General features: G+C 73.0%; 27 protein-coding genes. 18 read left to right on the forward strand and 9 right to left on the reverse strand.

Annotated features, from left to right (window positions below; all coding sequences use genetic code 11):
* Positions 1–83 precede the first annotated feature (83 nt).
* Positions 84–935 carry a carbon-nitrogen hydrolase family protein gene (locus QSK20_RS00705; protein ID WP_285786597.1) on the reverse strand — a complete coding sequence of 284 codons (852 nt, stop codon included), beginning with the start codon at positions 933–935 and terminating at the stop codon, positions 84–86.
* 92 nt (positions 936–1,027) lie between these two features.
* Between QSK20_RS00705 and QSK20_RS00710 the strand changes: the two genes are divergently transcribed.
* The 6 genes from QSK20_RS00710 to mug all read left to right on the forward strand — a co-directional run bounded on the left by QSK20_RS00710 (position 1,028) and on the right by mug (position 5,829).
* A complete protein-coding gene (locus tag QSK20_RS00710; protein ID WP_088983071.1) occupies positions 1,028–1,600 on the forward strand; it encodes a TetR/AcrR family transcriptional regulator in 573 nt (190 codons plus the stop codon).
* 170 nt (positions 1,601–1,770) lie between these two features.
* The gene (locus QSK20_RS00715) at positions 1,771–2,694 is read left to right on the forward strand and encodes a TIGR04222 domain-containing membrane protein (RefSeq protein ID WP_285786598.1); all 924 of its coding nucleotides are present in this window, start codon (positions 1,771–1,773) and stop codon (positions 2,692–2,694) included.
* The gene (locus QSK20_RS00720; RefSeq protein WP_285786599.1) at positions 2,691–3,554 is read left to right on the forward strand and encodes an MbnB/TglH/ChrH family RiPP precursor modification enzyme; all 864 of its coding nucleotides are present in this window, start codon (positions 2,691–2,693) and stop codon (positions 3,552–3,554) included. The genes QSK20_RS00715 and QSK20_RS00720 overlap by 4 nt, the downstream gene beginning before the upstream one ends.
* Before the next feature lie 101 nt (positions 3,555–3,655).
* The gene (locus QSK20_RS00725) at positions 3,656–4,213 is read left to right on the forward strand and encodes an SCO6045 C-terminal-like domain-containing protein (RefSeq protein ID WP_502888817.1); all 558 of its coding nucleotides are present in this window, start codon (positions 3,656–3,658) and stop codon (positions 4,211–4,213) included.
* Positions 4,214–4,423: 210 nt separating this feature from the next.
* A complete protein-coding gene (locus tag QSK20_RS00730) occupies positions 4,424–5,218 on the forward strand; it encodes an SDR family oxidoreductase (protein ID WP_285786600.1) in 795 nt (264 codons plus the stop codon).
* The gene (mug, locus tag QSK20_RS00735) at positions 5,215–5,829 is read left to right on the forward strand and encodes a G/U mismatch-specific DNA glycosylase (RefSeq protein ID WP_502888818.1); all 615 of its coding nucleotides are present in this window, start codon (positions 5,215–5,217) and stop codon (positions 5,827–5,829) included. Before QSK20_RS00730 ends, mug begins: the two co-directional genes overlap by 4 nt.
* Before the next feature lie 11 nt (positions 5,830–5,840).
* Here mug and QSK20_RS00740 read toward each other — a convergent pair whose 3' ends face one another.
* The 3 genes from QSK20_RS00740 to QSK20_RS00750 all read right to left on the reverse strand — a co-directional run bounded on the left by QSK20_RS00740 (position 5,841) and on the right by QSK20_RS00750 (position 8,979).
* Positions 5,841–7,808, reverse strand: coding sequence for an ABC transporter ATP-binding protein (locus QSK20_RS00740; protein ID WP_285787165.1), 1,968 nt, complete (start codon positions 7,806–7,808; stop codon positions 5,841–5,843).
* A 132-nt stretch (positions 7,809–7,940) separates the two neighbouring features.
* Positions 7,941–8,705, reverse strand: a complete 765-nt coding sequence (locus QSK20_RS00745) for an enoyl-CoA hydratase/isomerase family protein (RefSeq protein WP_285786601.1) — start codon at positions 8,703–8,705, stop codon at positions 7,941–7,943.
* 46 nt (positions 8,706–8,751) lie between these two features.
* Complete coding sequence (locus tag QSK20_RS00750) at positions 8,752–8,979, reverse strand: helix-turn-helix domain-containing protein (protein WP_007072022.1); 228 nt, start codon at positions 8,977–8,979, stop codon at positions 8,752–8,754.
* A gap of 240 nt (positions 8,980–9,219) precedes the next feature.
* Here QSK20_RS00750 and QSK20_RS00755 point away from each other — a divergent pair, with 240 nt between their 5' ends.
* Together QSK20_RS00755 and QSK20_RS00760 are read left to right on the forward strand one after the other, a co-directional pair.
* Positions 9,220–9,819 (forward strand): cadmium resistance transporter, encoded by a 600-nt coding sequence (locus QSK20_RS00755; protein WP_285786602.1) that lies wholly within the window; start codon positions 9,220–9,222, stop codon positions 9,817–9,819.
* 13 nt (positions 9,820–9,832) lie between these two features.
* Entirely contained in the window at positions 9,833–10,396 is a 564-nt protein-coding gene (locus tag QSK20_RS00760; RefSeq protein ID WP_285786603.1) for a GNAT family N-acetyltransferase, read from the forward strand.
* 142 nt (positions 10,397–10,538) lie between these two features.
* On the opposite strand, the gene QSK20_RS00765 is transcribed toward QSK20_RS00760, so the two are convergent.
* Complete coding sequence (locus tag QSK20_RS00765) at positions 10,539–12,143, reverse strand: ABC-F family ATP-binding cassette domain-containing protein (RefSeq protein WP_285786604.1); 1,605 nt, start codon at positions 12,141–12,143, stop codon at positions 10,539–10,541.
* Positions 12,144–12,369: 226 nt separating this feature from the next.
* On the opposite strand from QSK20_RS00765, the gene ypfJ reads away from it, so the two are divergent.
* Positions 12,370–13,287 (forward strand): KPN_02809 family neutral zinc metallopeptidase, encoded by a 918-nt coding sequence (gene ypfJ, locus QSK20_RS00770; RefSeq protein ID WP_285786605.1) that lies wholly within the window; start codon positions 12,370–12,372, stop codon positions 13,285–13,287.
* Positions 13,288–13,470: 183 nt separating this feature from the next.
* On the opposite strand, the gene QSK20_RS00775 is transcribed toward ypfJ, so the two are convergent.
* Complete coding sequence (locus QSK20_RS00775; RefSeq protein ID WP_285786606.1) at positions 13,471–13,710, reverse strand: winged helix-turn-helix domain-containing protein; 240 nt, start codon at positions 13,708–13,710, stop codon at positions 13,471–13,473.
* Positions 13,711–14,015: 305 nt separating this feature from the next.
* On the opposite strand from QSK20_RS00775, the gene QSK20_RS00780 reads away from it, so the two are divergent.
* Together QSK20_RS00780 and QSK20_RS00785 are read left to right on the forward strand one after the other, a co-directional pair.
* Positions 14,016–14,291 (forward strand): DivIVA domain-containing protein, encoded by a 276-nt coding sequence (locus QSK20_RS00780; protein ID WP_285786607.1) that lies wholly within the window; start codon positions 14,016–14,018, stop codon positions 14,289–14,291.
* Between the two features lie 11 nt (positions 14,292–14,302).
* A complete protein-coding gene (locus tag QSK20_RS00785; RefSeq protein WP_285786608.1) occupies positions 14,303–14,626 on the forward strand; it encodes a hypothetical protein in 324 nt (107 codons plus the stop codon).
* Here the strand turns inward: QSK20_RS00785 and QSK20_RS00790 are convergent.
* Together QSK20_RS00790 and QSK20_RS00795 are read right to left on the reverse strand one after the other, a co-directional pair.
* The gene (locus tag QSK20_RS00790) at positions 14,542–14,889 is read right to left on the reverse strand and encodes a DUF3024 domain-containing protein (protein WP_285786609.1); all 348 of its coding nucleotides are present in this window, start codon (positions 14,887–14,889) and stop codon (positions 14,542–14,544) included. The two genes, QSK20_RS00785 and QSK20_RS00790, sit on opposite strands and share 85 nt — an antisense overlap.
* A gap of 98 nt (positions 14,890–14,987) precedes the next feature.
* Positions 14,988–15,929, reverse strand: coding sequence for a DUF559 domain-containing protein (locus tag QSK20_RS00795; RefSeq protein WP_285786610.1), 942 nt, complete (start codon positions 15,927–15,929; stop codon positions 14,988–14,990).
* A 244-nt stretch (positions 15,930–16,173) separates the two neighbouring features.
* On the opposite strand from QSK20_RS00795, the gene QSK20_RS00800 reads away from it, so the two are divergent.
* Complete coding sequence (locus tag QSK20_RS00800) at positions 16,174–16,851, forward strand: HEAT repeat domain-containing protein (protein ID WP_285786611.1); 678 nt, start codon at positions 16,174–16,176, stop codon at positions 16,849–16,851.
* 73 nt (positions 16,852–16,924) lie between these two features.
* Positions 16,925–17,923, forward strand: a complete 999-nt coding sequence (locus QSK20_RS00805) for a MerR family transcriptional regulator (protein ID WP_285786612.1) — start codon at positions 16,925–16,927, stop codon at positions 17,921–17,923.
* Positions 17,924–17,999: 76 nt separating this feature from the next.
* Here QSK20_RS00805 and QSK20_RS00810 read toward each other — a convergent pair whose 3' ends face one another.
* Positions 18,000–18,647: an acVLRF1 family peptidyl-tRNA hydrolase gene (locus tag QSK20_RS00810; RefSeq protein WP_285786613.1), complete on the reverse strand. Its 648-nt coding sequence runs from the start codon at positions 18,645–18,647 to the stop codon at positions 18,000–18,002.
* Positions 18,648–18,894: 247 nt separating this feature from the next.
* On the opposite strand from QSK20_RS00810, the gene QSK20_RS00815 reads away from it, so the two are divergent.
* The 5 genes from QSK20_RS00815 to QSK20_RS00835 all read left to right on the forward strand — a co-directional run bounded on the left by QSK20_RS00815 (position 18,895) and on the right by QSK20_RS00835 (position 23,161).
* Positions 18,895–19,095: a hypothetical protein gene (locus tag QSK20_RS00815; protein WP_285786614.1), complete on the forward strand. Its 201-nt coding sequence runs from the start codon at positions 18,895–18,897 to the stop codon at positions 19,093–19,095.
* A gap of 113 nt (positions 19,096–19,208) precedes the next feature.
* Entirely contained in the window at positions 19,209–20,555 is a 1,347-nt protein-coding gene (locus QSK20_RS00820) for a glycosyltransferase family 2 protein (RefSeq protein ID WP_285786615.1), read from the forward strand.
* On the forward strand, positions 20,552–21,571 hold the full coding sequence (locus tag QSK20_RS00825) for an ABC transporter ATP-binding protein (protein ID WP_285786616.1): 1,020 nt from the start codon (positions 20,552–20,554) through the stop codon (positions 21,569–21,571). Before QSK20_RS00820 ends, QSK20_RS00825 begins: the two co-directional genes overlap by 4 nt.
* Complete coding sequence (locus QSK20_RS00830; protein WP_285786617.1) at positions 21,568–22,362, forward strand: ABC transporter permease; 795 nt, start codon at positions 21,568–21,570, stop codon at positions 22,360–22,362. The genes QSK20_RS00825 and QSK20_RS00830 overlap by 4 nt, the downstream gene beginning before the upstream one ends.
* The gene (locus QSK20_RS00835) at positions 22,355–23,161 is read left to right on the forward strand and encodes an ABC transporter permease (protein WP_285786618.1); all 807 of its coding nucleotides are present in this window, start codon (positions 22,355–22,357) and stop codon (positions 23,159–23,161) included. The genes QSK20_RS00830 and QSK20_RS00835 overlap by 8 nt, the downstream gene beginning before the upstream one ends.
* Position 23,162: the final 1 nt, after the last annotated feature.

Consider the following 23,162-nt stretch of genomic DNA (forward strand, 5'->3'; position numbering starts at 1 on the left):
CGCCGGGCCGGTGGCGCCCGGTGCGCGCCGGGCGACCGCCCCGCGGCCTCAGCCGGTGACCCGCACCGGAACCGGTCGTGCCCTCAGCCGGTGACCCGGACCCGCTCGGGTCCCTGGTCGGGCAACCGGTCGGCGAGCATCGGGTGGTCGGCGCGGGTCCGGGCCAGTTGCTCCGGGTCGAGCGTCGCGACCAGCACGTCCTCCCCGGTGTCCGCGCCACGCACCAGGCAGCGCCCCTCCGGGTCGTACACCGCCGCTCCGCCGTTGAACCGCCAGGGGGCGACGCCGTCGACGGAGTTGGCGAAGACGACGTACATCGTGTTGTCCAGCGCCCGGGCCGCGTAGTAGAGGTCCCGCCGGTGCGCGGAGCCGACCACGTAGCCGCTCGGGCAGAGGTAGCCGTGTGCTCCGTCGTCCGCCGCGGCGCGACCGTGTTCCGGGAAGCAGCCGTCGTAGCAGATGCCGAGGCCGAACCGCCAGTCGTCGACCTCCAGCGTCGCCCCGCGCCGGCCCGGGGTGAACAGCTTCCGCTCCTCACTCCAGAGCTGCTGCTTGTCGTAGCCGACGCGGACCGTCCCGGTCCGGTCGACGACCAGGGCGGAGATGGTCCGCCGCCGGTCCGGGTGGCGGACCGCCGCGCTGACGACCACCACGGCGCCCGTGTCCCGGGCCGCCGCGCGTACCGGGTCGAGGCGGGGATCGGCGACCAGGGCGTCCGGATCGGCCGCGACGTCGGTGCCGGCCGGGTCGGCGCCGAGGACCGGCGGGTGGTACGCCGAGAGGAACAGCTCGGGCAGGACCACCAGCCGGGCGGCGGAGTCGGCCGCGCGGCGCACCAGCCGGGCGGTGCTCGACGCGTTACCGGCCACGTCACCCGGTACCGGGTCGGCCTGGACGGCGGCCACGGTCAACGTGGCGGAGGGTAGGGACGTCATGCCGCGATCGTAGGGCGCGTCCCCGGCCCGGACACGAACGCAAGCCGTACGTACGGTTTGCGCCGGACGGGGGCACCTGGAACGATCGGAACGTGCCCAGAGTAAGCCAGGACCAGCTCGACGCGCGCCGCCAGGAGATCCTCGCCGCCGCGCGGGCCTGCTTCGCCCGGCACGGCTACGAGGGAGCCACCGTGCGTCGGCTGGAGGAGGCGACCGGTCTCTCCCGGGGCGCGATCTTCCACCACTTCCGGGACAAGGACTCCCTCTTCCTCGCGGTCGCCGAGGACGACGCGGCGGCGATGGTGGAGACGGTGGCCCGCAACGGCCTGGTGCAGGTCATGCGGGACCTGCTCGCCCGCGCGATGTCACCGGACACCACCGGCTGGCTCGGCAGCCAACTGGAGGTCTCCCGCCGGCTGCGCACCGACCCGTCCTTCGCCCGCCGCTGGGCCGAGCGGTCCGCCGCGATCGCCGAGGCCACCCGGGAACGGCTGGCCCGCCAGCGCGAGGCCGGCGTGCTCCGCGAGGACGTACCGATCGACGTGCTCGCCCGCTTCCTCGAACTGGCCTACGACGGTCTGGTCCTGCACCTGGCCATGGGACGCCCCGCCGGTGACCTCGGCCCGGTCCTCGACCTGGTCGAGGAGGCGGTCCGCCGCCGCTGACCCGCCCCGGCGCCCCGCACGACACCCCCACGACCGCCCCGGCACGCCCGTCGCGCCCGGAGCCGGCCGGATCCCCGGGAGCGGTACGACGACCCAGCTCACCGGCCGTTCCCTCGCTGGCGGACCTGCTCCACAATGGGGCCGCCACCCCTCGCGGACAGGAGCAGACGATGACCCTACTGGCGGCACCGGGCGACACCTGGGGCATCTCCGGCCCCACCTTCGCCACCGGCTACCTCGTCGTGGCCGCGCTGCTGGCGCTCGGCTCGATCCTCTACCGTGCCTGGCTCTTCGACGGTCACCGAGCGCCCGGCTTCGACCACCTCGGGCCGCAGCAGGCGGCGTACCTCAACGGCGGCCCACGGCTGGCCGTCTACAGCACCATCGGCGCCCTGCGCAGCGTCGGCGCGGTCGGGGCGGACCGGCGCAAGCTGCTGCGCGCCACCGGTCCGCTGCCCGCCGGCGCCACCCCGCTGGACCAGGCGGTGCACCACGCGGCCGGCCGGGGCGTCCGCACCCGCGACCTGCCGCAGGACCACTGGGTGGCCACCGCGCTCGGTCAGCTGCGGCAGGACCTGGAGAGCCGGGGGCTGGCCCTCGACGCCGACCGGCGGCGCGCCGCCCGGTTCGGTCCGGCGCTGCTGTTCCTGCTGCTCTTCGTGGGCGTCGTGCGTCTGTTCGCCGGGATCCGGAACGACCAGCCGGTGGGCTTCCTGGTCGCCGTCATGGTCGTCCTCGCGGTGATCTTCGTGATCCAGGCCGCCCGGACGCCGTTCCGGACCCGCGCCGGCAAGACCGCCCTGAACAACCTGCGGGCCCAATACCGCTACCTGACGCCCTCCGCCTCGCCCGCGTACGGCACCTACGGCGCGGCCGGGGCGGCGATGGGCGTCGCGCTGTTCGGCACCGCCACGCTCTGGGCGGTCGACCCCGCCTTCGCCGACGCCGCCGAGATCCAGCGGACCTCCACCACCGGCTCGGGATCCAGCGGCGGCTGCGGTGGGGGCAGCGGCGGTGGGGACAGTGGCAGTGGTGGGGACGGTGGTGGCGGCGGCTGCGGTGGCGGTGGCTGCGGTGGCGGGTGCGGGGGATGACCACCCCGCCCCACCCGACCGGGCCCGCCAGCGCGAACCGTGCGGCGCCGCCGGCGGGTGTCGGCATCGGGTGGCGGCCGGAGATCGCCGGCTTCGTCGCCGACCTGCCCGGCCTGCGCTTCGTCGAGGTGATCGCGGAGAGCGTCGCCCCGGCCGGACCGCCGCCGGACGGGCTCGCCGAGTTGCGGGCGGCCGGCGTCACCGTCGTACCGCACGGGGTGCGGCTCTCGCTCGGCGGCGCGGAACCGGTCGAGCCGGCCCGGGTGGCCCATCTGGCCGCGGTCGCCGACCTGCTGGACGCGCCGCTGGTCAGCGAGCACATCGCCTTCGTCCGGGCCGGCGGGGTCGAGGCCGGTCACCTGCTGCCGCTGCCCCGCAGCCGGGAGGCGGTCGCGGCGGTCACGGCCAACGTCCGGCGGACGCAGGCGGAGCTGCCGGTGCCGATCGCGCTGGAACCCATCGCCGCCCTGTTCGACTGGCCGGACGACGAACTGGACGAGGCGGCGTTCGTCACCGAGATCCTCGAACGCACCGACGCCCTGCTGCTGCTCGACATCGCCAACGTGTACGCCAACGCCCGCAACCGGGACACCGACCCGCTCACGCTGCTCGACCGGCTGCCGCTGGAGCGGGTCGCGTACGTGCACGTCGCCGGGGGCGCCGAGCACGACGGGCTCTACCACGACACGCACACCGACCCGGTGCCACCGGAGGTCCTCGACCTGGTCGGCGCACTGTGCGCCCGGCACCGGCCGCCCGCGCTGCTGCTCGAACGCGACGGGCGGTATCCCCCGGCGGCGACGCTCCGCGCCGAACTGGACGCGCTGGCCACGACGGCGGGCTGGCCGGTGGTCACATGAACGACGCCCCGCCCACCCCGACCGCCGCCCACCGTCCCCCGGCCCCGGCTGAGGTGGCTGAGGTGGCTGAGGTGGTAGCAGGGGACCCTTGTTACCGCTTTTTGAGTAGCAGGGGTCCCCTGCTACCACCCGACGCAGCGGGCAGCACCGCACGGGCCGACAGTGCGAGCGGTGCGGGCAGTGCGAGCGGTGCGGGCAGTGCCGACGGTGCGGGCGGTGCGGGGGACCTTGCCGTCCGGCAGGCCGCGCTGGTCGCGGCGCTGGTCGCCGGAGCCGACCCGCCGCCCGGCTTCGACACCCGGCGGCTCGCCGCGGCCCGCGAGGCGCTGCTACGCAAGCGCGCCGGGGACGTCGCCCGGCACTGGCCGCTGCTCGCCGCCGGACTCGGCGACGCCTGGCCGGCGACCTTCGCCGGATGGGCGGCGACGCGTCCCACCCGGGGTGGGCTGCGCGACGGCTGGGACCTCGCCCGAGCGCTGCGGGCCGGGAGCAGGCTGCCCCGACTGGCCGCCGGGGAACTCGCCGTCCGCGAGGCCACCAGCCGCTACGACGGCGAACGGCCACCCCGCCCGCGCCGGCTACCGGCGGTCGTCCGGATCGACGACGCCGTCGCGGTACAGATCGCCGGCCGGGTACGACTACGCGACACCCGACGGTAGCGGCCAGCGGGGATACGCCCAACGGCCACCCGACGGCAGCGGTCGGAACACGACCGACGGCCGCCCGACGGTAGCGGCCAGCGGCGGTACGACCGACGGCCGCCCGACGGCAGCGGTCGGGGCACGCCCGACGCAGCCTGGCGGGAGGTCCTCACGCCCGCGCGGCACCCGGCGACAGCGGACCCCACCGGTTGGGGCAGGATCGACGGCATGGATCTCGGACTCGCCGACCGGGTGTACGTGCTGACCGGCGCCTCCCGTGGGCTCGGGTACGCCACCGCCGAGTGTCTCGTCGCCGACGGGGCGAAGGTGGTGCTCTCCGCCCGGGACGTCGACGAGGTCTCCGCCGCCGCCACGCGGCTCGGTGGCCCGGCGCACGCCGTCGGGACCGCCGGTGACCTCGCTGACGCGGCGCTGCCGCAACGGCTGGTCGACACCGCCCGGGAGCGCTTCGGCCGGCTGGACGGCGCGCTGGTCTCGGTCGGCGGACCACCTCCGGGCAGCGCCGCCGGGGTCAGCGACGAGCAGTGGCGACAGTCGTTCGAGACGGTCTTCCTCGGCACGGTTCGCGCGCTCCGGACCGTCGCCGCCGCGCTCGCGGGGGACGGGGAGCCGACGGACCGGGCGCGACCGGCCGGCGGCGCGATCGGTCTGGTCCTCTCCACCTCGGCGCGGTACCCGATCACCGGCCTCGGCATCTCGAACGGGCTGCGTCCCGGCCTGGCCGGCGTGGCCAAGGACGTCGCCGACGAGTACGGTCCCCGGGGCGTCCGGGTGGTCGGGCTGCTGCCAGGGCGGATCATGACGGACCGGAACCGGCAGCTCCTCGCCGCGAGCGGCGACGCCGAGCGGGCCCGGGCCGAGGCGGAGGCGGGCATCCCGCTGCGTCGCATCGGTGATCCGGCCGAGTTCGGTCGGGTCGCCGCGTTCGTCCTCTCCCCCGCCGCCGGCTACCTGACCGGGGTGACCATCCCGGTCGACGGCGGCGCGACCCGCGACCTGTGACCAGCACACGCAGCGGTCGCCGGCCCCGGACCAGCCCGGCGGCCGGTCGGTCGGTGCCGTCTCCCCGGCCGACCCGCGAGCAGCTCGCCGCCGCGGCGGACCGGACCATTCCCGACCTGCTCGCCGACGGGCTGGACGTGCTCTTCGTCGGGATCAACCCGGGGCTGTGGTCGGCGGCGACCGGCTGGCACTTCGCCCGCCCCGGCAACCGGTTCTGGCCCGCCCTGCACCGGGGTGGCTTCACCCCGCGCCAGCTGCACCCCAGCGAGCAGGGCGAACTGCCGGGCCTCGGCCTCGGCATCACCAACATGGTGGCCCGGGCGAGCGCCCGCGCCGACGAGCTGACCGCCGCCGAGCTGGTGGCGGGGGCGGACGTGCTCACCGACAAGGTCGTCCGGCACCGGCCACGGTGGGTGGCGGTGGTCGGGGTGACCGCGTACCGGACCGGTTTCGCCCGACCCAAGGCCACCTTCGGGCCGCAGCCGGAACGGCTCGGCGACGCTCGGCTGTGGGTGCTGCCGAACCCGAGCGGCCTGAACGCCCACTTCACCGCCGAGACGCTCGGCGCCGCCTTCGGCGAACTGCGGGCGGCGGTACGCGAACCGGGCTGACCCGGCGCCGGTCAGTTCGCGGCGGACGGCGGCAGGGCCTGCTCGGCGACGTACGCGGCCATCGGCACCGTGGTCACCACCGGCTCGGGGCCGGTCGCGTCGGCGTACGGGCTGGGCGAGTCGACCACCGCGAACTGGGTGCGGTACAGCTCGGCGTAGAGGCCACCGACCGCGACCAGCTCGTCGTGGCGGCCACGTTCGACGATCCGTCCCTCGTCGAGGACGAGGATCTGGTCGGCGTCCCGCACGGTGGAGAGCCGGTGCGCGATCACCAGCGCGGTACGCCCGGCCAGCGCCACCGACAGCGCCCGCTGCACGGCGGCCTCGCTCTCCGAGTCGAGGTGCGCGGTGGCCTCGTCGAGGATCACGATCGACGGGGCCTTCAGCAGCAGCCGGGCGATGGCGATGCGCTGCTTCTCGCCGCCGGAGAAGCGGTAGCCCCGCTCCCCCACGATCGTCTCCAGCCCGTCGGGCAGGGCCCGCACCAGATCGGCCACCTGCGCGCCGGCCAGCGCGGCCCAGAGTTCGTCGTCGGTGGCGTCGGGCTTCGCGTACCGGAGGTTCTCCGCGATGGTCTCGTGGAACAGGTGGGAGTCCTGGGTGACCACACCGATCTCGTCGCGCAGCGAGGCGAGCGTGGCGTCCCGGACGTCCACCCCGCCGACGAGCACCTGCCCCTCGGTGACGTCGTAGATCCGGGACATCAGCATCGACAGGGTCGACTTGCCGGCGCCGGACGGCCCGACCAGGGCCACCATCTGGCCCGGCTCGACGGCGAAGGAGACCCCGCGCAGCACCGGCTCGTTGGTCCTGCGGTCCAGCGCGGTGACCTCCTCCAGGGAGGCCAGCGACACGTCGGCCGCGCTCGGGTAGCGGAACCGCACGTCGTGGAACTCGACCCGGCCGTTGCCGCGCGGCACGGACACCGCGTCCGGCTTCTCCTCGATACCCGGCTTCAGGTCGAGCACCTCGAAGACCCGGTCGAAGGAGACCAGCGCGCTCATCACGTCGACCCGGACGTTGGAGAGCGCGGTCAACGGCCCGTAGAGGCGGGTGAGCAGCAGGGCCAGGGTGACCACGGTACCGGCGCTGACCGCGCCGGTGACCGCCAGCCAGCCGCCGAGGCCGTAGGTGAGCGCCTGCGCCAGCGAGGCGACCAGCAGCATCGCCACGAAGAACGTCCGCGAGTACATCGCCGACTGGATGCCGATGTCGCGGACCCGCTCGGCGCGGGCGGCGAAGCGGCGGGCCTCGACCTCGGGCGCGCCGAAGAGCTTGACCAGCAGCGCCCCGGCCACCCCGAACCGTTCGGTCATGGTGGCGTTCATCTTGGCGTCGAGGTTGTACGACTCGCGGGTGATCTCGGCCAGCCGCTTGCCGACCCGACGGGCCGGGATGATGAAGATCGGCAGCAGCACCAGGGACAGGACGGTGATCTGCCAGGAGAGGGTGAACATCACCGCGGCGGTGAGCACGAGCTGGATGACGTTGCTGACCACGCCGGAGAGGGTCGAGGTGAACGCCCGCTGGGCGCCCAGCACGTCGTTGTTGAGTCGGCTGACCAGCGCGCCGGTCTGGGTGCGGCTGAAGAACTGCAACGGCATCCGCTGGACGTGGTCGTAGACCCGGGTGCGCAGGTCGAGGATGATGCCCTCGCCGATCCGGGCGGAGTACCAGCGCTGGGCCAGCGAGAGCATCGCGTCGGCGACGGCCAGGCCGGCGATGAACAGGGCGAGGCGCACCACGGTCGCGCCGGCCTCGGTGCCGCCCCCGGTGATCGCGTTGATGACGTCACCGGCGAGCACCGGTGTGGCGACCCCGATGATGGCGGCGAGGACGACGGTGACCAGGAAGACCACGATGTCCCGGCGGTACGGCCGCGCGAAGGCGACGATCCGTCGTCCGGTGCCCCGGTTGAGCCGGTGGGTGGAGACGTCGTCGGAGTTGCGCATCGACCGGAGCATGCTCCAGCCGCCCATGCCCCCCATGCCGCCGTTGGGATTCACGCGTCACCTCCGGGTCGTGCGGGACCGCCCGCGCTGTCAGGTCGATTGTCCCGACCAGTACGACAACCTCGGCGGTAATCCGATTCTTCCCGGGCGGTCCTTACATCACTCCCCGCGTCCGGCCAGGTCCCGTAACCGCCGGACCTGCGCCTCGCGCTCGGCGCGCTGCTGCTCCGCCGGGGTCCGCCGCGCCGCGCCCGCGAGCAGGGCCTTGATCTCGACGACCGCGTCCCGGTTGCCGGCCAACAGGGCGGCGGTGAGGTCCGTGGTCGCCCCGGCCAGCTCGGCGGTCGGCACCACGAGGGTGGCCAGACCGATCCGGTCGGCCTCGGCGGCGTCGATCCGGCGGCCGGTGGCGCAGATCTCCAGGGCCCGGGAGTAGCCGACCAGGTCGACCAGGCGACCGGTGCCGGCCAGGTCGGGCACCAGCCCGAGGGTGACCTCGGCCATCGACAGCCGGGCGTCCTCGGCGAGCACCCGCAGGTCGCAGGCGAGCGCGAGCTGGAAGCCCGCACCGATGGCGTGCCCCTGGATCGCCGCGACGGAGACGACGTCCGGCCGGTGCAGCCAGGTGAACGCCGACTGGAACTCGGCGATCCGGTCGGCGCACTCCTGCTCGGGCAGGGTGGCCAGCTCCGCGAACGAACCCGGCCCGGACGCGTTGGCGACCGACAGGTCCAGTCCGGCGGAGAACGCCCGGCCCTCGCCGCGCACGACGACCACCCGGACATCGCCGGGGAGAGTGCGGGAGAAGTCGCTCATCGCATGCCACATGGCCGGGGTCTGGGCGTTGAGCACGTCGGGACGGCACAACGTCACGGTGGCCACCGGGCCGGCGCACTCCAGCCGTACCCCGGGCCCGGTCGTCACCGGGCGGTCCGGGGCGTGGCGGGAAGGAACGACGGTGGCGGGACGATCACGCCTTCTTGCGGCGACGAGCGCCGCCGCGCTGCCGGAGTTGCACCCCGGACTCGGTGAGCACCCGGTGGATGAACCCGTAGGATCGGCCGGTCGAGGCCGCGAGGGCCCGGATGCTCTCGCCCCCGGTGTACCGCTTTACCAGGTCCTTGGCGAGTGTCTGACGCTCGGCTCCGACGATCCGGCGACCCTTCTCAGTGCTGGTGGCTGTGCCAGTGGCTGCCATGCTGATTCCTCACGTCGCAGACTGTGCGGTTCGGATAACGGTCCAACCTATTAGACCGCCTCGAACGATCATGCGCCAGATATCAACTCTTCGCCAATCGACACGCTATGCAGTGTCAGCTTCCCGATAGAGTGATGACACGATCGGGTGACGTCGCCTCGGTTGCTCCCCCCGAACCGCGCTGACCTGGGCAGACGCCGGTGCGCAGCGGGACCGGGACACAGCGCGTACCCTGCCCGCGTGACCGACCCCCTCAGCACCGCGGCCGGTGCGGCCGTGGTGTTCGCCGCGACCAATGTCGACGACATCGTGGTACTCACCGTGTTGTTCGTCGCGGCCCGCGCCACCGGCCGACCCCGCCGCTGGCAGATCGTCGCCGGCCAGTACGCCGGAATCGCCGCGCTGGTCGCCGTCGCCGCGATCGCCGCCGTCGGCCTGCTGGTGGTGCCCGAGCCGTGGACCGGGCTGCTCGGCCTGCTTCCCGTCGCGCTCGGCGTACGGGCCCTGCTGCGCCGGGACGACGACGAGGCCCCGGCGGTGGTCGGCGGCCTGGCGGGCGTGGCCGGCGTGACCATCGCCAACGGCGCCGACAACATCGCCGTCTACGTGCCGGTGTTCCGCACCCTCTCCCCCGCCGAGGCCCTGGTGTTCCTGCTGGTCTTCGTGGCCGGGGTCGGCCTGTGGTGCGTGGTGGGGGCCCGGCTCGGCGGACACCCCCGGGTGGTGCGGCTGGTGGAGCGGACCGGACACTGGCTGGTGCCGGTGATCTTCATGGCCATCGGCGTGGTGATCCTGGCCGGTTCCGGGGTGGTCGGCCACCTGGTCGACCTGCTCGGGTGAGAGGAGAGAAAACGTGTTCGCCGTCCCGCTCACCGAGGACGCCCAGCTCCGCCCGCTCGAACCGTGGCAGGCGGCCGAGTTCCTCGCGCACATGGACCGGGCCCGGGAGTACGTCGACCCGTGGGTCCCGTTCGCCGGCCTGAGCACCGACCTGGAGTCGGCCCGCGCGGTGCTCCAGCGACACGCCGACCGCCGGGCCGCCGACACCGGTGGGATCTACGGCATCTGGCGCGACGGCGTCCTGGTCGGCGGCACGCTCTTCGTCAGTCTCGACGCCCGGGCCGGCACCGGCGAGGTGGGCTGCTGGCTGGAACGCTCCGCCGAGGGGCACGGGCTGGTCACCCGCGCGATCCGCCACATGATCGACTGGGCGTTCCACGAGCGCGGCCTGTACCGGGTGCAGTGGGTCAACGCCGCGCACAACGCCCGCAGCGCCGCCGTCGCCCAGCGGCTCGGCATGCGGCTGGACGGCGTGCTGCGCTCGGCGTTCCACTACCGGGGCCAGCGGCACGACCACCAGGTCTGGTCGGTGCTCGCCGACGAATGGCCTCCGCCTGGGGACACCGGCCGGAGGTGACCCGGCGGAACCCGTCTCGGCCTGACCCCGCCCCGGCGGCCAGGCTGGTCTGACGGCCGGCGGCTGACGGCTGACGGCTGACGGCCGGCGGCGAAGGCCGGGGCCGGGGCCGGGATACGTGCTCCCGGCCCTCGGTCGACGCTCAGGCCAGCTCGACCAGTTCGAGCAGGTCGTCGCTCCAGGCGTCCTCGTCGCCGTCGGGCAGCAGGATCGCCCGGTCCGGCTTGAGCGCGGTGACCGCCCCCGGGTCGTGGGTGACCAGCACGATCGCCCCCGGGTAGCGGGCGATGGCGTCGAGCACCTGTTCGCGGCTGACCGGGTCGAGGTTGTTGGTCGGCTCGTCGAGCAGCAGCACGTTCGCCCCGGAGCAGACCAGGGTGGCCAGCGCCAACCGGGTCTTCTCCCCGCCGGAGAGCACGCCGGCCGGCTTGTCCACGTCCTCGCCGGAGAAGAGGAACGCGCCGAGGATCTTGCGCAGGTCGGTGTCGGACTGCTCGAACGCGGCGCTGCGCATGTGCTCCAGCACCGTCCGGTCCACGTCGAGGGTCTCGTGCTCCTGGGCGTAGTACCCGAGCCGGAGCCCATGGCCGGCGTCCACGCTGCCGGTGTCCGGCTCCAGCAGGCCGCCGAGCATCCGCAGCAGGGTGGTCTTGCCGGCGCCGTTGAGCCCGAGGATGGCCACCCGGGAACCCCGGTCCACCGCCACGTTCACGTCGGTGAAGATCTCCAGCGAGCCGTACGACTTCGACAGGCCGGTCGCGGTCAGCGGGGTCTTCCCGCACGGGGCCGGGGTGGGGAACCGCACCTTGGCAACCTTGTCCGAGACCCGGACCTCCTCCAGCCCGGAGAGCAGCCGCTCGGCGCGGCGGGCCATGTTCTGCGCGGCGACGGTCTTGGTGGCCTTGGCGCGCATCTTGTCGGCCTGCGCCATCAGCGCGCCGGCCTTCTTCTCGGCGTTGGCCCGCTCCCGGCGACGGCGGCGCTCGTCGGTCTCCCGCGCCTCCAGGTACGCCTTCCAGCCCAGGTTGTAGACGTCGACCACGCTCCGGGTGGCGTCCAGGAACCAGACCTTGTTGACCACCGCCTCCAGCAGCGACGCGTCGTGGCTGATCACGATCAGGCCGCCCTTGTGGTTGGCGAGGAAGCTGCGCAGCCAGGTGATCGAGTCGGCGTCGAGGTGGTTGGTCGGCTCGTCGAGCAGCAGGATGCCGCCGCCGTTCTCGCCCGCGTCCCGGAACAGGATCCGGGCCAGCTCGATCCGACGACGCTGGCCGCCGGAGAGGGTGCCGATGGTCTGGGCGAGCGCCCGGTCGGGCAGGCCCAGGTTGGCGCAGATCCGCGCGGCCTCGGCCTCGGCCGCGTACCCGCCCAGGGAGGCGAACTGGTCCTCCAGCGCGCCGTACCGGCGGACCAGGCGCTCGTCGGGGCCCTCGGCGAGCTTCGCCTCGATCTCCTGCATCTGGGACATCAGCACGTCCAGGCCGCGCGCGGAGAGCACCCGGTCCCGGCCGGTGACCTCCAGGTCGCCGGTACGCGGGTCCTGCGGGAGGTAGCCGATGTTGCTGCGTCGGTCGATCTGCCCGGCGTAGGGCTGCCCCTCCCCGGCGAGCACCTTGAGCGTGGTGGTCTTGCCGGCGCCGTTGCGGCCGACCAGGCCGATCCGGTCGCCCGGCTGCACACGCAGGGTGGTGTCGGACAGCAGGATCCGGGCGCCGGCACGAAGTTCCAGGCCGGTGGCAGTGATCATGGTGGCGAACTCGCTCTCAGGGGCCGAAAGGGCTGACTCAGGGCACGCGAAAGCGCCGGCGGGATCGATTTACCCGTCGGCGCGGGGCGGTTCAGCCTTCGCAGAGCAGCACGGTCCGAGTGTACCGGGCCGCCGGAGCGCCCCGTCCGGATTACCTCACAAGATCATCGGGTACCGGATCGTCGGTCATCACCTCACCCGGAGCTGGCGAACGATCGGGGTAACCATGGAGCTGAACGAGAACGCGCGCATCGACACCAGTCAGGTCGACGACCGGCGGGGCTCCGGCGGTGGAGGCGGCCTCGGCATTCCCATCCCGGTCGGCGGCGGCGGCCGGGGTGGCCTGATCGGCCTGGTCATCGCGGTGGTGGTGGCCCTGGCCGGCGGTGGTTTCGGCCTCAACGCGGCCCTCGACGGCGGCGGGTCGGAACAGGGCGACAACTCCTCGCTGGAGCAGAAGTGCTCCGCCGAGAACGCCCTCGAGCAGCTCGACTGCCGCAACACGCTCTACGTCAACTCGATCCAGGCGTACTGGCAGACGGCGCTGCCGGAGCGGTTCGGTGAGCGGTACGAGGCGAGGGACACGGTCTTCTTCAGCCGCGCCGTCTCCACCGGTTGCGGCAACGCCGACTCCGGGGTGGGCCCGTTCTACTGCCCCGCCGACCGGCAGGTCTACATCGACCTGACCTTCTACCAGGTGCTCGCCGACCAGCTCGGCGCGGCCGGCGAGTTCGCCCAGCCGTACGTGCTGGCCCACGAGTACGGCCACCACGTGCAGACCCTGCTCGGCACCGAGCAGCAGGTGCGCCGCCAGCAGCAGCGCGACCCGGACAACGCGAACGCGCTGTCGGTGAAGATGGAACTCCAGGCGGACTGCTACGCCGGCGCCTGGGCGAAGAACGCCACCGGCACCGCCGACGCCAGCGGGCAGAAGATCTTCACCAGCATCAGCGAGCAGGACATCAACCAGGCCATCGACGCCGCCGAGAAGATCGGCGACGACGCCATCTCGGAGCGGGCGAACCGGCCGGTGAACCCGGACGAGTTCACCCACGGCACGTCCGAGCAGCGCCGCGAGTGGTTCACCCGGGGCTACGAGACCGGCGACCCGAAGCAGTGCGACACCTTCAGCGGCAGCGTGTAGCCAGGCGGGTGCAACGGGCCCCGGTACGGCGACCGACGCCGGCCGGGGCCTCGTCGGCCCTACCGCACGCAGATGTGGCAGCTCAGATGTACGACACGCCGAACGGATCACACCTCAGGCAGCCACGAAGCCTCGGACACCCAGTGTCAGGGCGGGCGATCCGTGGTCCGGCCACTGAGGAGGTCAGGGCTCCCGCATCCAGAGCGCCGGATCGGTGACGAAGATGCCCTTGCCCTGATGCCGACGGATGACCCGCAGTGCCTCAAGCCGGACGTAGACCATCTGGATCGTGGAGGTGCCGACGCGGTTGTCCGCGGCCATCTGAGCGATCGGAGGGAGCTTGTCCTCGGGCTTGAGCCTCTTCTCCCTCACCGCCCTGATGATGTCGTCGGCTATGCGGATGTAGTCGGGTGTCGTTGGCATGGCACTCCTCGTGTGGCACGCCAATTCGATCACGAAAAGCCTTGGCACAACAACCGAGAGTTGACTTAAACGGCTAAGCCGTTAGAGTTACCGGCGAGCTACTCCTCGTATAACAACGGGATCGGCTCGTTCCCCTGGTCGGGGTGGGTTACGCGTGCCTGCCCCGACCCTCGGACCGCTCTGTCGTCGTACCGCTGATGGGAGCTGCGGCGGCAGGGCCGGGCGGGTCGCCGCGTGCCGGCGTGCAGCGACCCGCCCCTCCCCCGCACGAACCCTCCGCCCTTCCCTGCCCCGAAAGGACCGACGTGGCCCAGGTGTACCGCTCCGGTCAGCCCTACGGGACCGGCCTGCCGCACCGGACGACCCCGCACGAGGTACGCAACCGCGAGTTCAGCCCACGTCGGCGCGGCGTCGACTCCGACGAGGTACGCGAGTTCCTGACCGACCTCGCCGACGAGCTGGCCGACCTGTACCGACAGCTCAGCCTGCTCGACCAGGAGAACGAGCGGCTCAAACGGGCTCTGCGTGACTGGCAGACCCTGCACGCGCGGGAGTGCCGGCCGAACCGGGGGCACTGGTAGCGGTGCGCCTCATGCCCGGTGACCTGCTGCGGATCGACGGGTGCGCCTCCGTGCAGTTCGGCGAGGGCCGGGCGCTGACGCTGCGGGTGGTCGCGGTGCATCTCGACCGGCCGACGTTCGACGGCTGGATCTGGCTGACCGGTTACGTGCTCGACGCCGCCGGTCTGGCCACCGCCAGGCGGGAGCTCTTCGTCCAGCCTGCCGGCCTGCACCGGCTCGACCAGGTAGGTGGTGCCGGCCGGCTGGGTGGTCAGCCCCAGAAGATCGCCGTGGGGTCCCGGTCCACCTCGGCCAGCAGGCTGCCGATGTCGGCGCTCGGCGGGGCCGGATCGTAGCGGTGGAAGCGGAGGTTACGGCCCCGGTAGTAGAGCGTCCAGGTGTCGGTGCTCCGGGTGTAGTGGAAGCGGGCCACCGGTAGCCTCGTCCACTCCGCTCCCGGGTCACCGTTCCAGGGCGACCGGCACTCCACCACGGTCAGGTGTCGGGGTGCCTCCTCGCACGCGATGCGTACCTGGTCACGGACACGCTCGGGCACCCGCTCCGCGCACCAACGGCGCACCTGGTCCACCGCCGCCTCGGGTAGCCCTCGTCCTGCCATGGTCACCTACCTTCAGAACCCAGGGCGTCCCCGGGCCGACGATCGAGTATGACGGTCAGTTCGAGGCTCTGCGTCGGGTGCGGGTGTGACGCGCCCGGTCAGGTTGCCCGGCTGGCGAGGATGGCGAGGGTTTCCCGGCGTACCTGGTCGGCCTCGTGCACGAGGCGACGGTGGGCGAAGCGGACCACCAGGATGCCCTGGGTGGCCAGCAGCGCGTCCCGGCGCAGGTCGATCTCCCGCTGCCACGGGTCGCCGTGTGTGGTCGCCCCGTCGAGTTCGATGTTGACGCGTTCCCGCTCGGCGAACATGTCGAGGTACATGGTGCGCTGGCCGACCCGGATGCGGACCTGCCGCTGAAAGGGTGGCATCCCCGGACCGGTGAAGACGTGATCGTGTCCCCAGATCTCCAGCGGACTGCGGCAACCCTCGGCGAGCCGGGTCAGCAGGGTGCGCAGCGCCGTCCGGTCGGTCAGCTTCGGGGTGTCGTCCAGGGTGTGACGCAGCCGCTCCGGGGTGGTGTGCCGGTCGTTGACCGCGCGGAGCACCGGTGCCCGCCGCTCGGCGGGCGACAGCAACGGCCACGAGTCGACCAGGGTCCGATCCAGAGGGGTCACCGGCAGGTCGTTACGCCGCACCACGTATGGCGGCCCGACGACGAAGCCCTGCCGGCGGTGCACGTGTACGCCGGGGCGGGTCCGGACGGTGGGGTTCGGCGGGGCGCTCAGGTGCAGCCGGTCGCCGGTCGCCTGCTGGCGTAGGCCCCACGCGTGCAGTGCGCTGAGATGGCTGAGCGCGGCCCGCCCGCCGGCCCAGGCACAGACCGCGCGGTGTCCGAGCGCCGGGTGCAGGCGGCCGAGGGTGGGGAGATGGGGGCGTGGGGCCAGCAGGTGCGCTGCGGCGAACACCTCGGGCAGTACGCGCACCAGGTGGCCGGTGGCGCACGCGTACTGGAGCGTCCAGGGAGGCACCACCTGCATCGCCACCTCTCGGGTGACCAGCCCGCCGCCCCGCTCCAGCAGATCCCGCAGCACCTCGTTCATCCGTCGACCGTGCCGGCCCGGGCCGCGCCGGGCAACCGACCGCCCTCGGATCTGTGGACAGCCCCCGGACTGTGGACAAGTGCCAACCCAGGCTGGTCGTCTGGTAAGGGGACCGTCGATTCGTGGCTTGATGCGGTGGAATGCCATCGGCGTGTCGTACATCTGAGCTGTCAGGAACAGCGGAGGAGTCAGTGACGTCGGTTGACCTTCACACGGTGACAAGGTTTTGACTGTGGTCATGGAGATGACCAGGCCGAATGAGAGAGCGGACGTGCTGCGGGGGCTGGCCAGCGGTGACCCGTCGGTGCGGCTGCGGGCGGCGTTGGCGGTCGGCACTGCCCCGGACCCACGGTTCGTCGACCCGCTCGTCGGGCGGTGCGCGGTCGAGCCGGAGTTCTTCGTCCGCGACATGCTCACCTGGGCGCTCACCCGGCACCCGTCGTCGGTGACGGTGCCGAGGCTCCTCGACGAACTCCGGTCGGAGCGAACGCAGGCCCGGAGCCAGGCGTTGCACACGCTGTCCAAGATCGCAGACCGACGGGCGTGGCCGGCGATCACCCCGGAACTGTTGACGGATGTCGACGACGAGGTGGCCCGGGCCGCGTGGCGCGCGGCGGTCGTGCTCGTACCGGAAGGCGACGAACCCGGGCTGGCCGAGGTGTTGGCGACGCAACTCGGGCGCGGCGGGCGGGAGACGCAGTTGAGTCTCAGCCGGGCGCTGGTCGCGCTCGGTGAGATGATCGAGCCGGCGCTGCGTGCTGCGGCAAGGCATCGCGATCCCCGGGTGCGCCAGCACGCGATCGCCACGGAACGGCTGCTGCACGACCCGGATGCCGGATTCGGCTTCGCGGTCGAGGAGGCGAAGCGCATCGTGGCCCTCGGCCCGACCAGCCAGGAGGGATCACCCGGCCAGGAGGGGTGAGCAGCCAGGAGAGATGACCGGCAGGAGGAGTTGCCGGCCGGGAGAGACGACCAGCCAGGAGGGGTGACCGGCGGTGTTGATCGGTGAGGTGGCCCGACGGTCCGGGGTCAGCGCCCGCATGCTCCGGCACTACGACTCGCTCGGCCTGGTCCGGCCGACGGGTCGTACGGTGGCCGGCTACCGGGAGTACTCCGGCGAGGACATCCGACGGATCTTCCACATCGAGAGCCTGCGGTCACTGGGGCTGTCGCTGCGGGAGGTCGGGCGCGCGCTCGACGATCCCGGCTTCCGGCCCTCGGACCTCGTCGACGACCTCGTCCGCCAGACCCGGGAACGTATCGCGGGCGAGGTGGAGCTGCTCAACCGGTTGCGCCGGATCGGCGCCGCGGAACCCGACGACTGGGCGGACGTCCTCCAGGTCGTCGCGCTCCTGAGGGACCTGGGTTCGGAGAGCGCGGACAGGCGCCAACGCGCCGCGCTCTCCTCGGTCGGGGAGGTGCCGGTGGAGGCCCTGGTCGAGGCGGCGTTGAGCGAGGCGGATCCGAACGTCGCCGGTGCCCTCCGCTGGGCTCTGGCCCAGTCCGGCGACGACGGGCTGGGCCTGCTCGCCGAGGGCCTCGACGCGCCGACGGCCGAGGTGCGCCGGCGTGCCGTCCGGGCCGTCGCCGAGATCCCGCACGACGCGGCGACCGACCTGCTGCGGGACGCCCTCACCCACGCCGACCTCGCGGTCCGCAGGTACGCCGCCCTGGTGCTCGGGGCACGTGGCGTGGTCGACGCGGTCCCGACACTGGTCGAGATGATCGTCGAGGGAACGAACGACGTCGACGCGGCCGACGCGCTCAGCGCGCTGGCCGGTGATCCCGCGTCGGCGGACCGGATCGCCACCGGGCTCGTCGAGCGTCTCGTTCCCGGCGTCTCCGAGCCGGCCGCACGTCTACGGCTCGTCCAGGCGCTCGCCGACCTGCCGGGGAGCACGGCGTCGACTGCCCTCGCGGAGCTGTCCGACGACGGGGACCGCGTGGTCGCGCTCACCGCGACCTACGTCCGCACGCTGCGCGACGCACGATGACGCATCCATCGGCGGGTCGCCGGACGGGGAGCCGGCCGGCGACCCACGGAGCGCGACAGCCGGTCGGCGGCTCCGCTCACTCGGGATCGTGGACGAGGACGTGCACGGCCAGGGCGGCCGGGATGGCGGCGAGCAGGACGGGGTGCCGGGGTTCGGGGACGTCGAGGTGACGGTCGGCGCGTAGCGCCGCCAGCGGGGCGAGACGACGGTCGGCGAGGACGGTGTCGGTCGCACGGCGGTCGCCGCCGGTGACCAGGGCGGTGAGCGTCGACGCCTCGGGCAGCAGGAGGCGGACGGCCAGGTCGGCCGCGTCGCCGAGGACCGCCTTGGCCTGGTTGTCGCGGCGGCGGGCGAACCGCTGCTGGGACCAGCCTCCGGCGGCGGTGCGCCCCTGCACGTAGCGGGTGTCCACCTTGGAGACGGTCAGCTTGTCGCCGTCGGCGACGCCGACCGCCACGCCACCCTTGCGGGCCAGCAGCAGGCCGATGCGGCGGGGAGCGGTGGCCGCCGCCGCGAAGCCGGTCACGTCCGGGGCAGCCGGCGCGCCGGGCGGGGCGTGCAGTTCGGCGGTCGCGCCGTCGGGGGCGGTCAACAGCAGCCCGTACGGCGCACCGGTGGTGGCCGGAGCGCCGTGCCGGGTGGCGAAACCCTCGACCCAGCGGGTGACCCGGGCCGGCTCGACCTCGACCCAGCGTCCCCCACCCGGTGCCGGCCAACTGCGCATGCCCACCATCCTCCCGTACCGGTCCGGTCGACCGAGCTTCGCAGCACCGCGCCCGCGCCCTCCGGTCGGGGGCCCGGGCATCCACAGCAGCGAAAACACGGCGAGCGATCACGTTGTCACTTGTCACGGAATGGTCACCCACCCCTCGATCGGCACCCGTTGACCATTCTGTGATCAACATTGCCGCTCGATGAATGGGAGCGCTCCCTAGGCTCCGAAACGACCATCCGACGACTGGAGGTGGAACATGAACGGACCACTCGACCTGACCGCTCTGGACCTCGACGAGGTGTCCTGGACCGAGCAGACCGACGAGACGACCAACCTGTACGCGGTCGCGCCGACCGGGAGCATCTCGGTCACCGAGGGCGCGAACGACGGCCGGAGCTGCTGCGGCGGCGGCTGCGGCGGCCGGCCCATCCAGTGGTGCTGCATCAACTGCCACTGATCTGGTGACAGGCGCGGCCGGCCCCGGCACCGGGCACGGACGCGTCACGGTCGGGGTGCCGGCACGACCGGCACCCCGACCCCCACGAGGTGACCCTGACGGGAGGACGTCGGATGGCGGCACGGACGGACGACACGGTCGAGTTGAGCGTGGTGATACCCACCCACCAGGATGCGCAGTGCCTGGCGCCGACCCTACGGTCGCTGACCCGGCAGACCCTCGACCCCGAGCGGTTCGAGGTGGTCGTGATCCGTGACGGGGGCTCCCCCGCCGGGTATGCCGGCATCGCCGGGGCCGCCGACGGGATCGACCTGCGCCTGCTGGAGTTCCCCGAACGGCGGGGACGGGCCGCCGCCCGCAACGAGGCCGTCCGGCACACCCGGGCACCGCTGCTGCTGTTCCTCGACGCCGACTCGTACACCTCGCCGCAGCTGCTGGAACGCCACCTGGCCCACCACGAGGTCGCCGGTCGCCCGCCCGTACTGCTCGGCCGCCGGGACGAGCTGAGCGTGGCACACGTCGAGGCGGCGCTCGACGGCAAGGAGCTCACCGACGTCCCCCGCCGCCGCGCGGACGGCGGCGGGGACCTGCGTTTCCCGCACGGCGAGCCCCCGGGACCGGAGTGGCTGCGGGTGGGCTGGCTGTTCAGCTACACCCACAACATCTCGCTCGCCCGTGACCTGTTCGACCGGGTCGGTGGCTTCGACGAACGCTTCGGGCTGCGCTGGGGCCTGGAGGACATCGAGCTGTTCTACCGGGTGCACAAGCACCTCGGCGTGACCGGCCTGAACTTCGCCTACGACGACGAGGCGCGCGCCTACCACCTGCCGCACCACCGCAACATCGACCGGAACTGGGCCGACTTCGCCGCCAACCGGGAACTCGTCGCGGAGCCGGTCATCGAGTGGGAGTTCTACGGCATGTTGGAGGTGTACGACTCGGTGGAACGGATCGTGCACTACCGCTCCGCCGTCACCGACTGCGTACGGCATGGAACGTGCCGGATCGGGCCGGCGGTCGCGCGGCTCGCCGACCGTCTCCCCGGGCCGCGCGTGCTGTGGGTGGGCACGGGCAGCGCGGAGGCCGACCTCCCGGCCGAGGCGCTGACCTTCGACTACGGTGCCCCGCCCGGCCCGACGAACCACCACCTGATCGGGATGAACCCGCCGATCGCGCCGGGCAGCCTCGACTCGGTGGTCAGCGTCGACTTCTGGCGGTACCTGCGCTGGGACGACCTCTGCCAGTTCGTCAACGTCGCCGGACAGTTGGCCGGCGAGGTGCGCCTGGTCCGCACCGACGATCCCGGTACGGCGGCGCTGCCCCCGGGGCCGGCGGGGCTGGACTACGTACGCCGTGCCCTGGACGCCGCGTTCGCCACCGACCTCACCCGCGTCGACGGGCTCGGTGACGTGCTGACCCTGCGTCCCCTGCCGGTGCCGTCGGGTCAGGCCGGCACGTGACGACCGCTCCGCTGGTCCGGGCGCGCGGGCTGACCAAGACGTTCCGGACGCCGGACAAGTCACCCGGGCTGGCCGGCTCGCTCCGGCACCTGGTGCGGCCCCGGCACCACGAACACACCGCGGTCGACAGCGTGGACCTGACCATCGGCCCCGGCGAGGCGGTGGCGTACGTGGGGCCGAACGGTGCCGGCAAGTCGACCACGGTGAAGCTGTTGACCGGCATCCTGCACCCGACCGCCGGGCAGGTCGAGGTGTGCGGGATCGACCCGCACCGGAACCGGCACGCCAACGCCCGCAACATCGGCGTGCTCTTCGGTCAGCGCAGCCAGCTCTGGTGGGACCTCCAGGTGCGCGACTCCCTGGCGCTGCTGCGGGACATCCACCGCATCCCCCGCCAGCGGTACGCGGAACGGCTCGCCGAGTTCGACGCGCTGCTCGGCCTGGGCGAACTGCTGCCGGTGGTGGCCCGGCGACTGTCGCTGGGCCAGCGGATGCGGGCCGACCTGGCCGCCGCGCTCCTGCACTCGCCCCGGGTGGTGTTCCTGGACGAGCCGACCATCGGGTTGGACATCATCGCCCGGCAGTCGGTCCGGGACTTCCTGCGCGCCCAGTGCCGGGCCGGCACGACGCTGCTGCTCACCACGCACGACATCGGCGACATCGAGCAGGTGTGCCGCCGCCTGGTCGTCGTCGACGGCGGCCGGGTGATCTTCGACGGGCCGGTGGAGGCCGTCCGGCAGATGCTCGCCCGGGACCGGACACTGCACCTGTCCCTGGACCGGGACTGGGTCGGAGACCTCGACGTCGGGCTGCCCGGTGCGCGGGTCACCGCCGGGGAGTCGCCACGGCGCCTGTCGGTCACCTTCGACCAGGACCGGTTCGGGGCCGGCGAGGTGGTCTCGGCGGTGTCGGCGGTCGCCGGCGTGGTGGACCTGCGGATCGACGAGCCGTCGCTGGAGGACGTGGTCCGCCGCGCGTACGCCGGGGAACTGGGCCGGACGGTCGGGGCCGGATGACCCCGTACCTGAGCCTGAGCCGGATGGCCTGGTCCACGGTGCTGGTCTACCGGACCGAGTTCCTGCTGCAACTGGTCGGCAGCGTGGTCCAGGCGGTGGCGCTGTTCGCGGTGTGGCGGGCGCTGTTCGCCGGGGACGCCGACGGCAGCCTGGCCGGGCTGTCCTGGGAGCAGATGAAGGGCTACCTGTTCGTCTCGTTCCTCACCGGGACCATCCTCTCCAGCTTCACCGACGGGCAGCTCGCGCTGCGGGTGCTGGACGGGTCGGTCGCGTTGGACCTGGTCCGGCCGATCGACTACCAGCTGGCCCGGTTCGCCGAGGCGGTCGGCTACCTGCTCGGCGAGCTGATGGTGGTCGCGGCGATGGGCACCGTCCTGCTGCTGGTCTTCGGCGGCACGCCGCTGCCGGACGCGTCGCAGGCCGCCCTGTTCCTGGTGAGCCTCGCCGCCGTCGTACCGCTGAAGTTCGCCCTGGTCTACGCGGTCGGGCTGGCCTGCTTCTGGACGGGCAACTTCCACGGGCTCAGCATGTCCCGGGTCGCGGTGACGAGCATCCTCTCCGGCGCACTGGTGCCGATCGCCCTCTACCCGCAGTGGTTGCAGACGATCTGCGCGCTCTCCCCGTTCCCGGGCATCGTCTCCACCCCGGCGCTGATCTTCCTCGGCGAGGCCCGGGGCAGCGCGGCGCTCTCCCTCGTCGGGGTGCAACTGCTGTGGACCGTACTGCTCTGGCTGGCGGCGCGTCTGGTGTGGCGGGCCGCGGTCCGCCGGCTGGTGGTGCACGGTGGATGACCGCGTCCGCCCGCCGGGCACCCTGGGGATCTACCGTCGCCTGCTCGGCGCCCACCTGCGCGCCGTGCTGGAGTACCGGGCCGACGCGCTGCTCACCGTCGGCGCGACGGTGCTGGGTCAGCTCGCCGGGCTGGTGTTCGTCGTGACGATCTTCGCGCAGACACCGGTGCTGATGGGCTGGACCCGGTGGGAGGTGCTCTGCGTCTGCGGGACGGTGATGCTGGCCGAGGGGGTCGGTTCGCTGTTCTGCGAGGGCGCGTGGCAGCTCAGCGGCATGGTCAACCTGGGTGGTCTGGACTATTTCCTGGTCCGGCCCTACCCGGTGGTGCTCCAGGTGACCGGCTCGGCGGTCGGCGTCAACGGGCTGGGCAACGTGCTGATCGGCGGTGCGCTGCTCGGCACGGCCGCCGGCCGGATCGAGGTGGCGTGGACGCCGCTCACCCTGCTGTGGGCGGGCATCCTGCTGGTCAGCGGCATGCTGGTCAAGACCGCCCTCAGCCTCGCCACCAACGCCCTGGCGTTCTGGCTGCTCAGCCCGTCGAACTCGATCGCGGTCAGCGTGCACCTGCTCGGTGACCTGGCCCGCTACCCGCTGTCGGTGTACGGCCCGGGGGTGCGGTCGCTGCTGACCGTGGTCCCGGTGGCGTTCGTCGGCTACTTCCCGGCCGCGGCGCTGCTCGACAAGGGCGGCTCGGCCACCGTCGGCGCGTTGACCCCGCTGGTCGCCCTGGCCGCCGTCGCCGGCGCGTGGGCGGTGTTCAACCTCGGGTTGCGCCGCTACGAAAGCGCAGGCACCTGAG

It is taken from the genome of Micromonospora sp. NBRC 101691 (genome assembly GCF_030269285.1).
In the GTDB taxonomy this organism is placed as follows: Bacteria; Actinomycetota; Actinomycetes; order Mycobacteriales; family Micromonosporaceae; genus Micromonospora; species Micromonospora echinospora.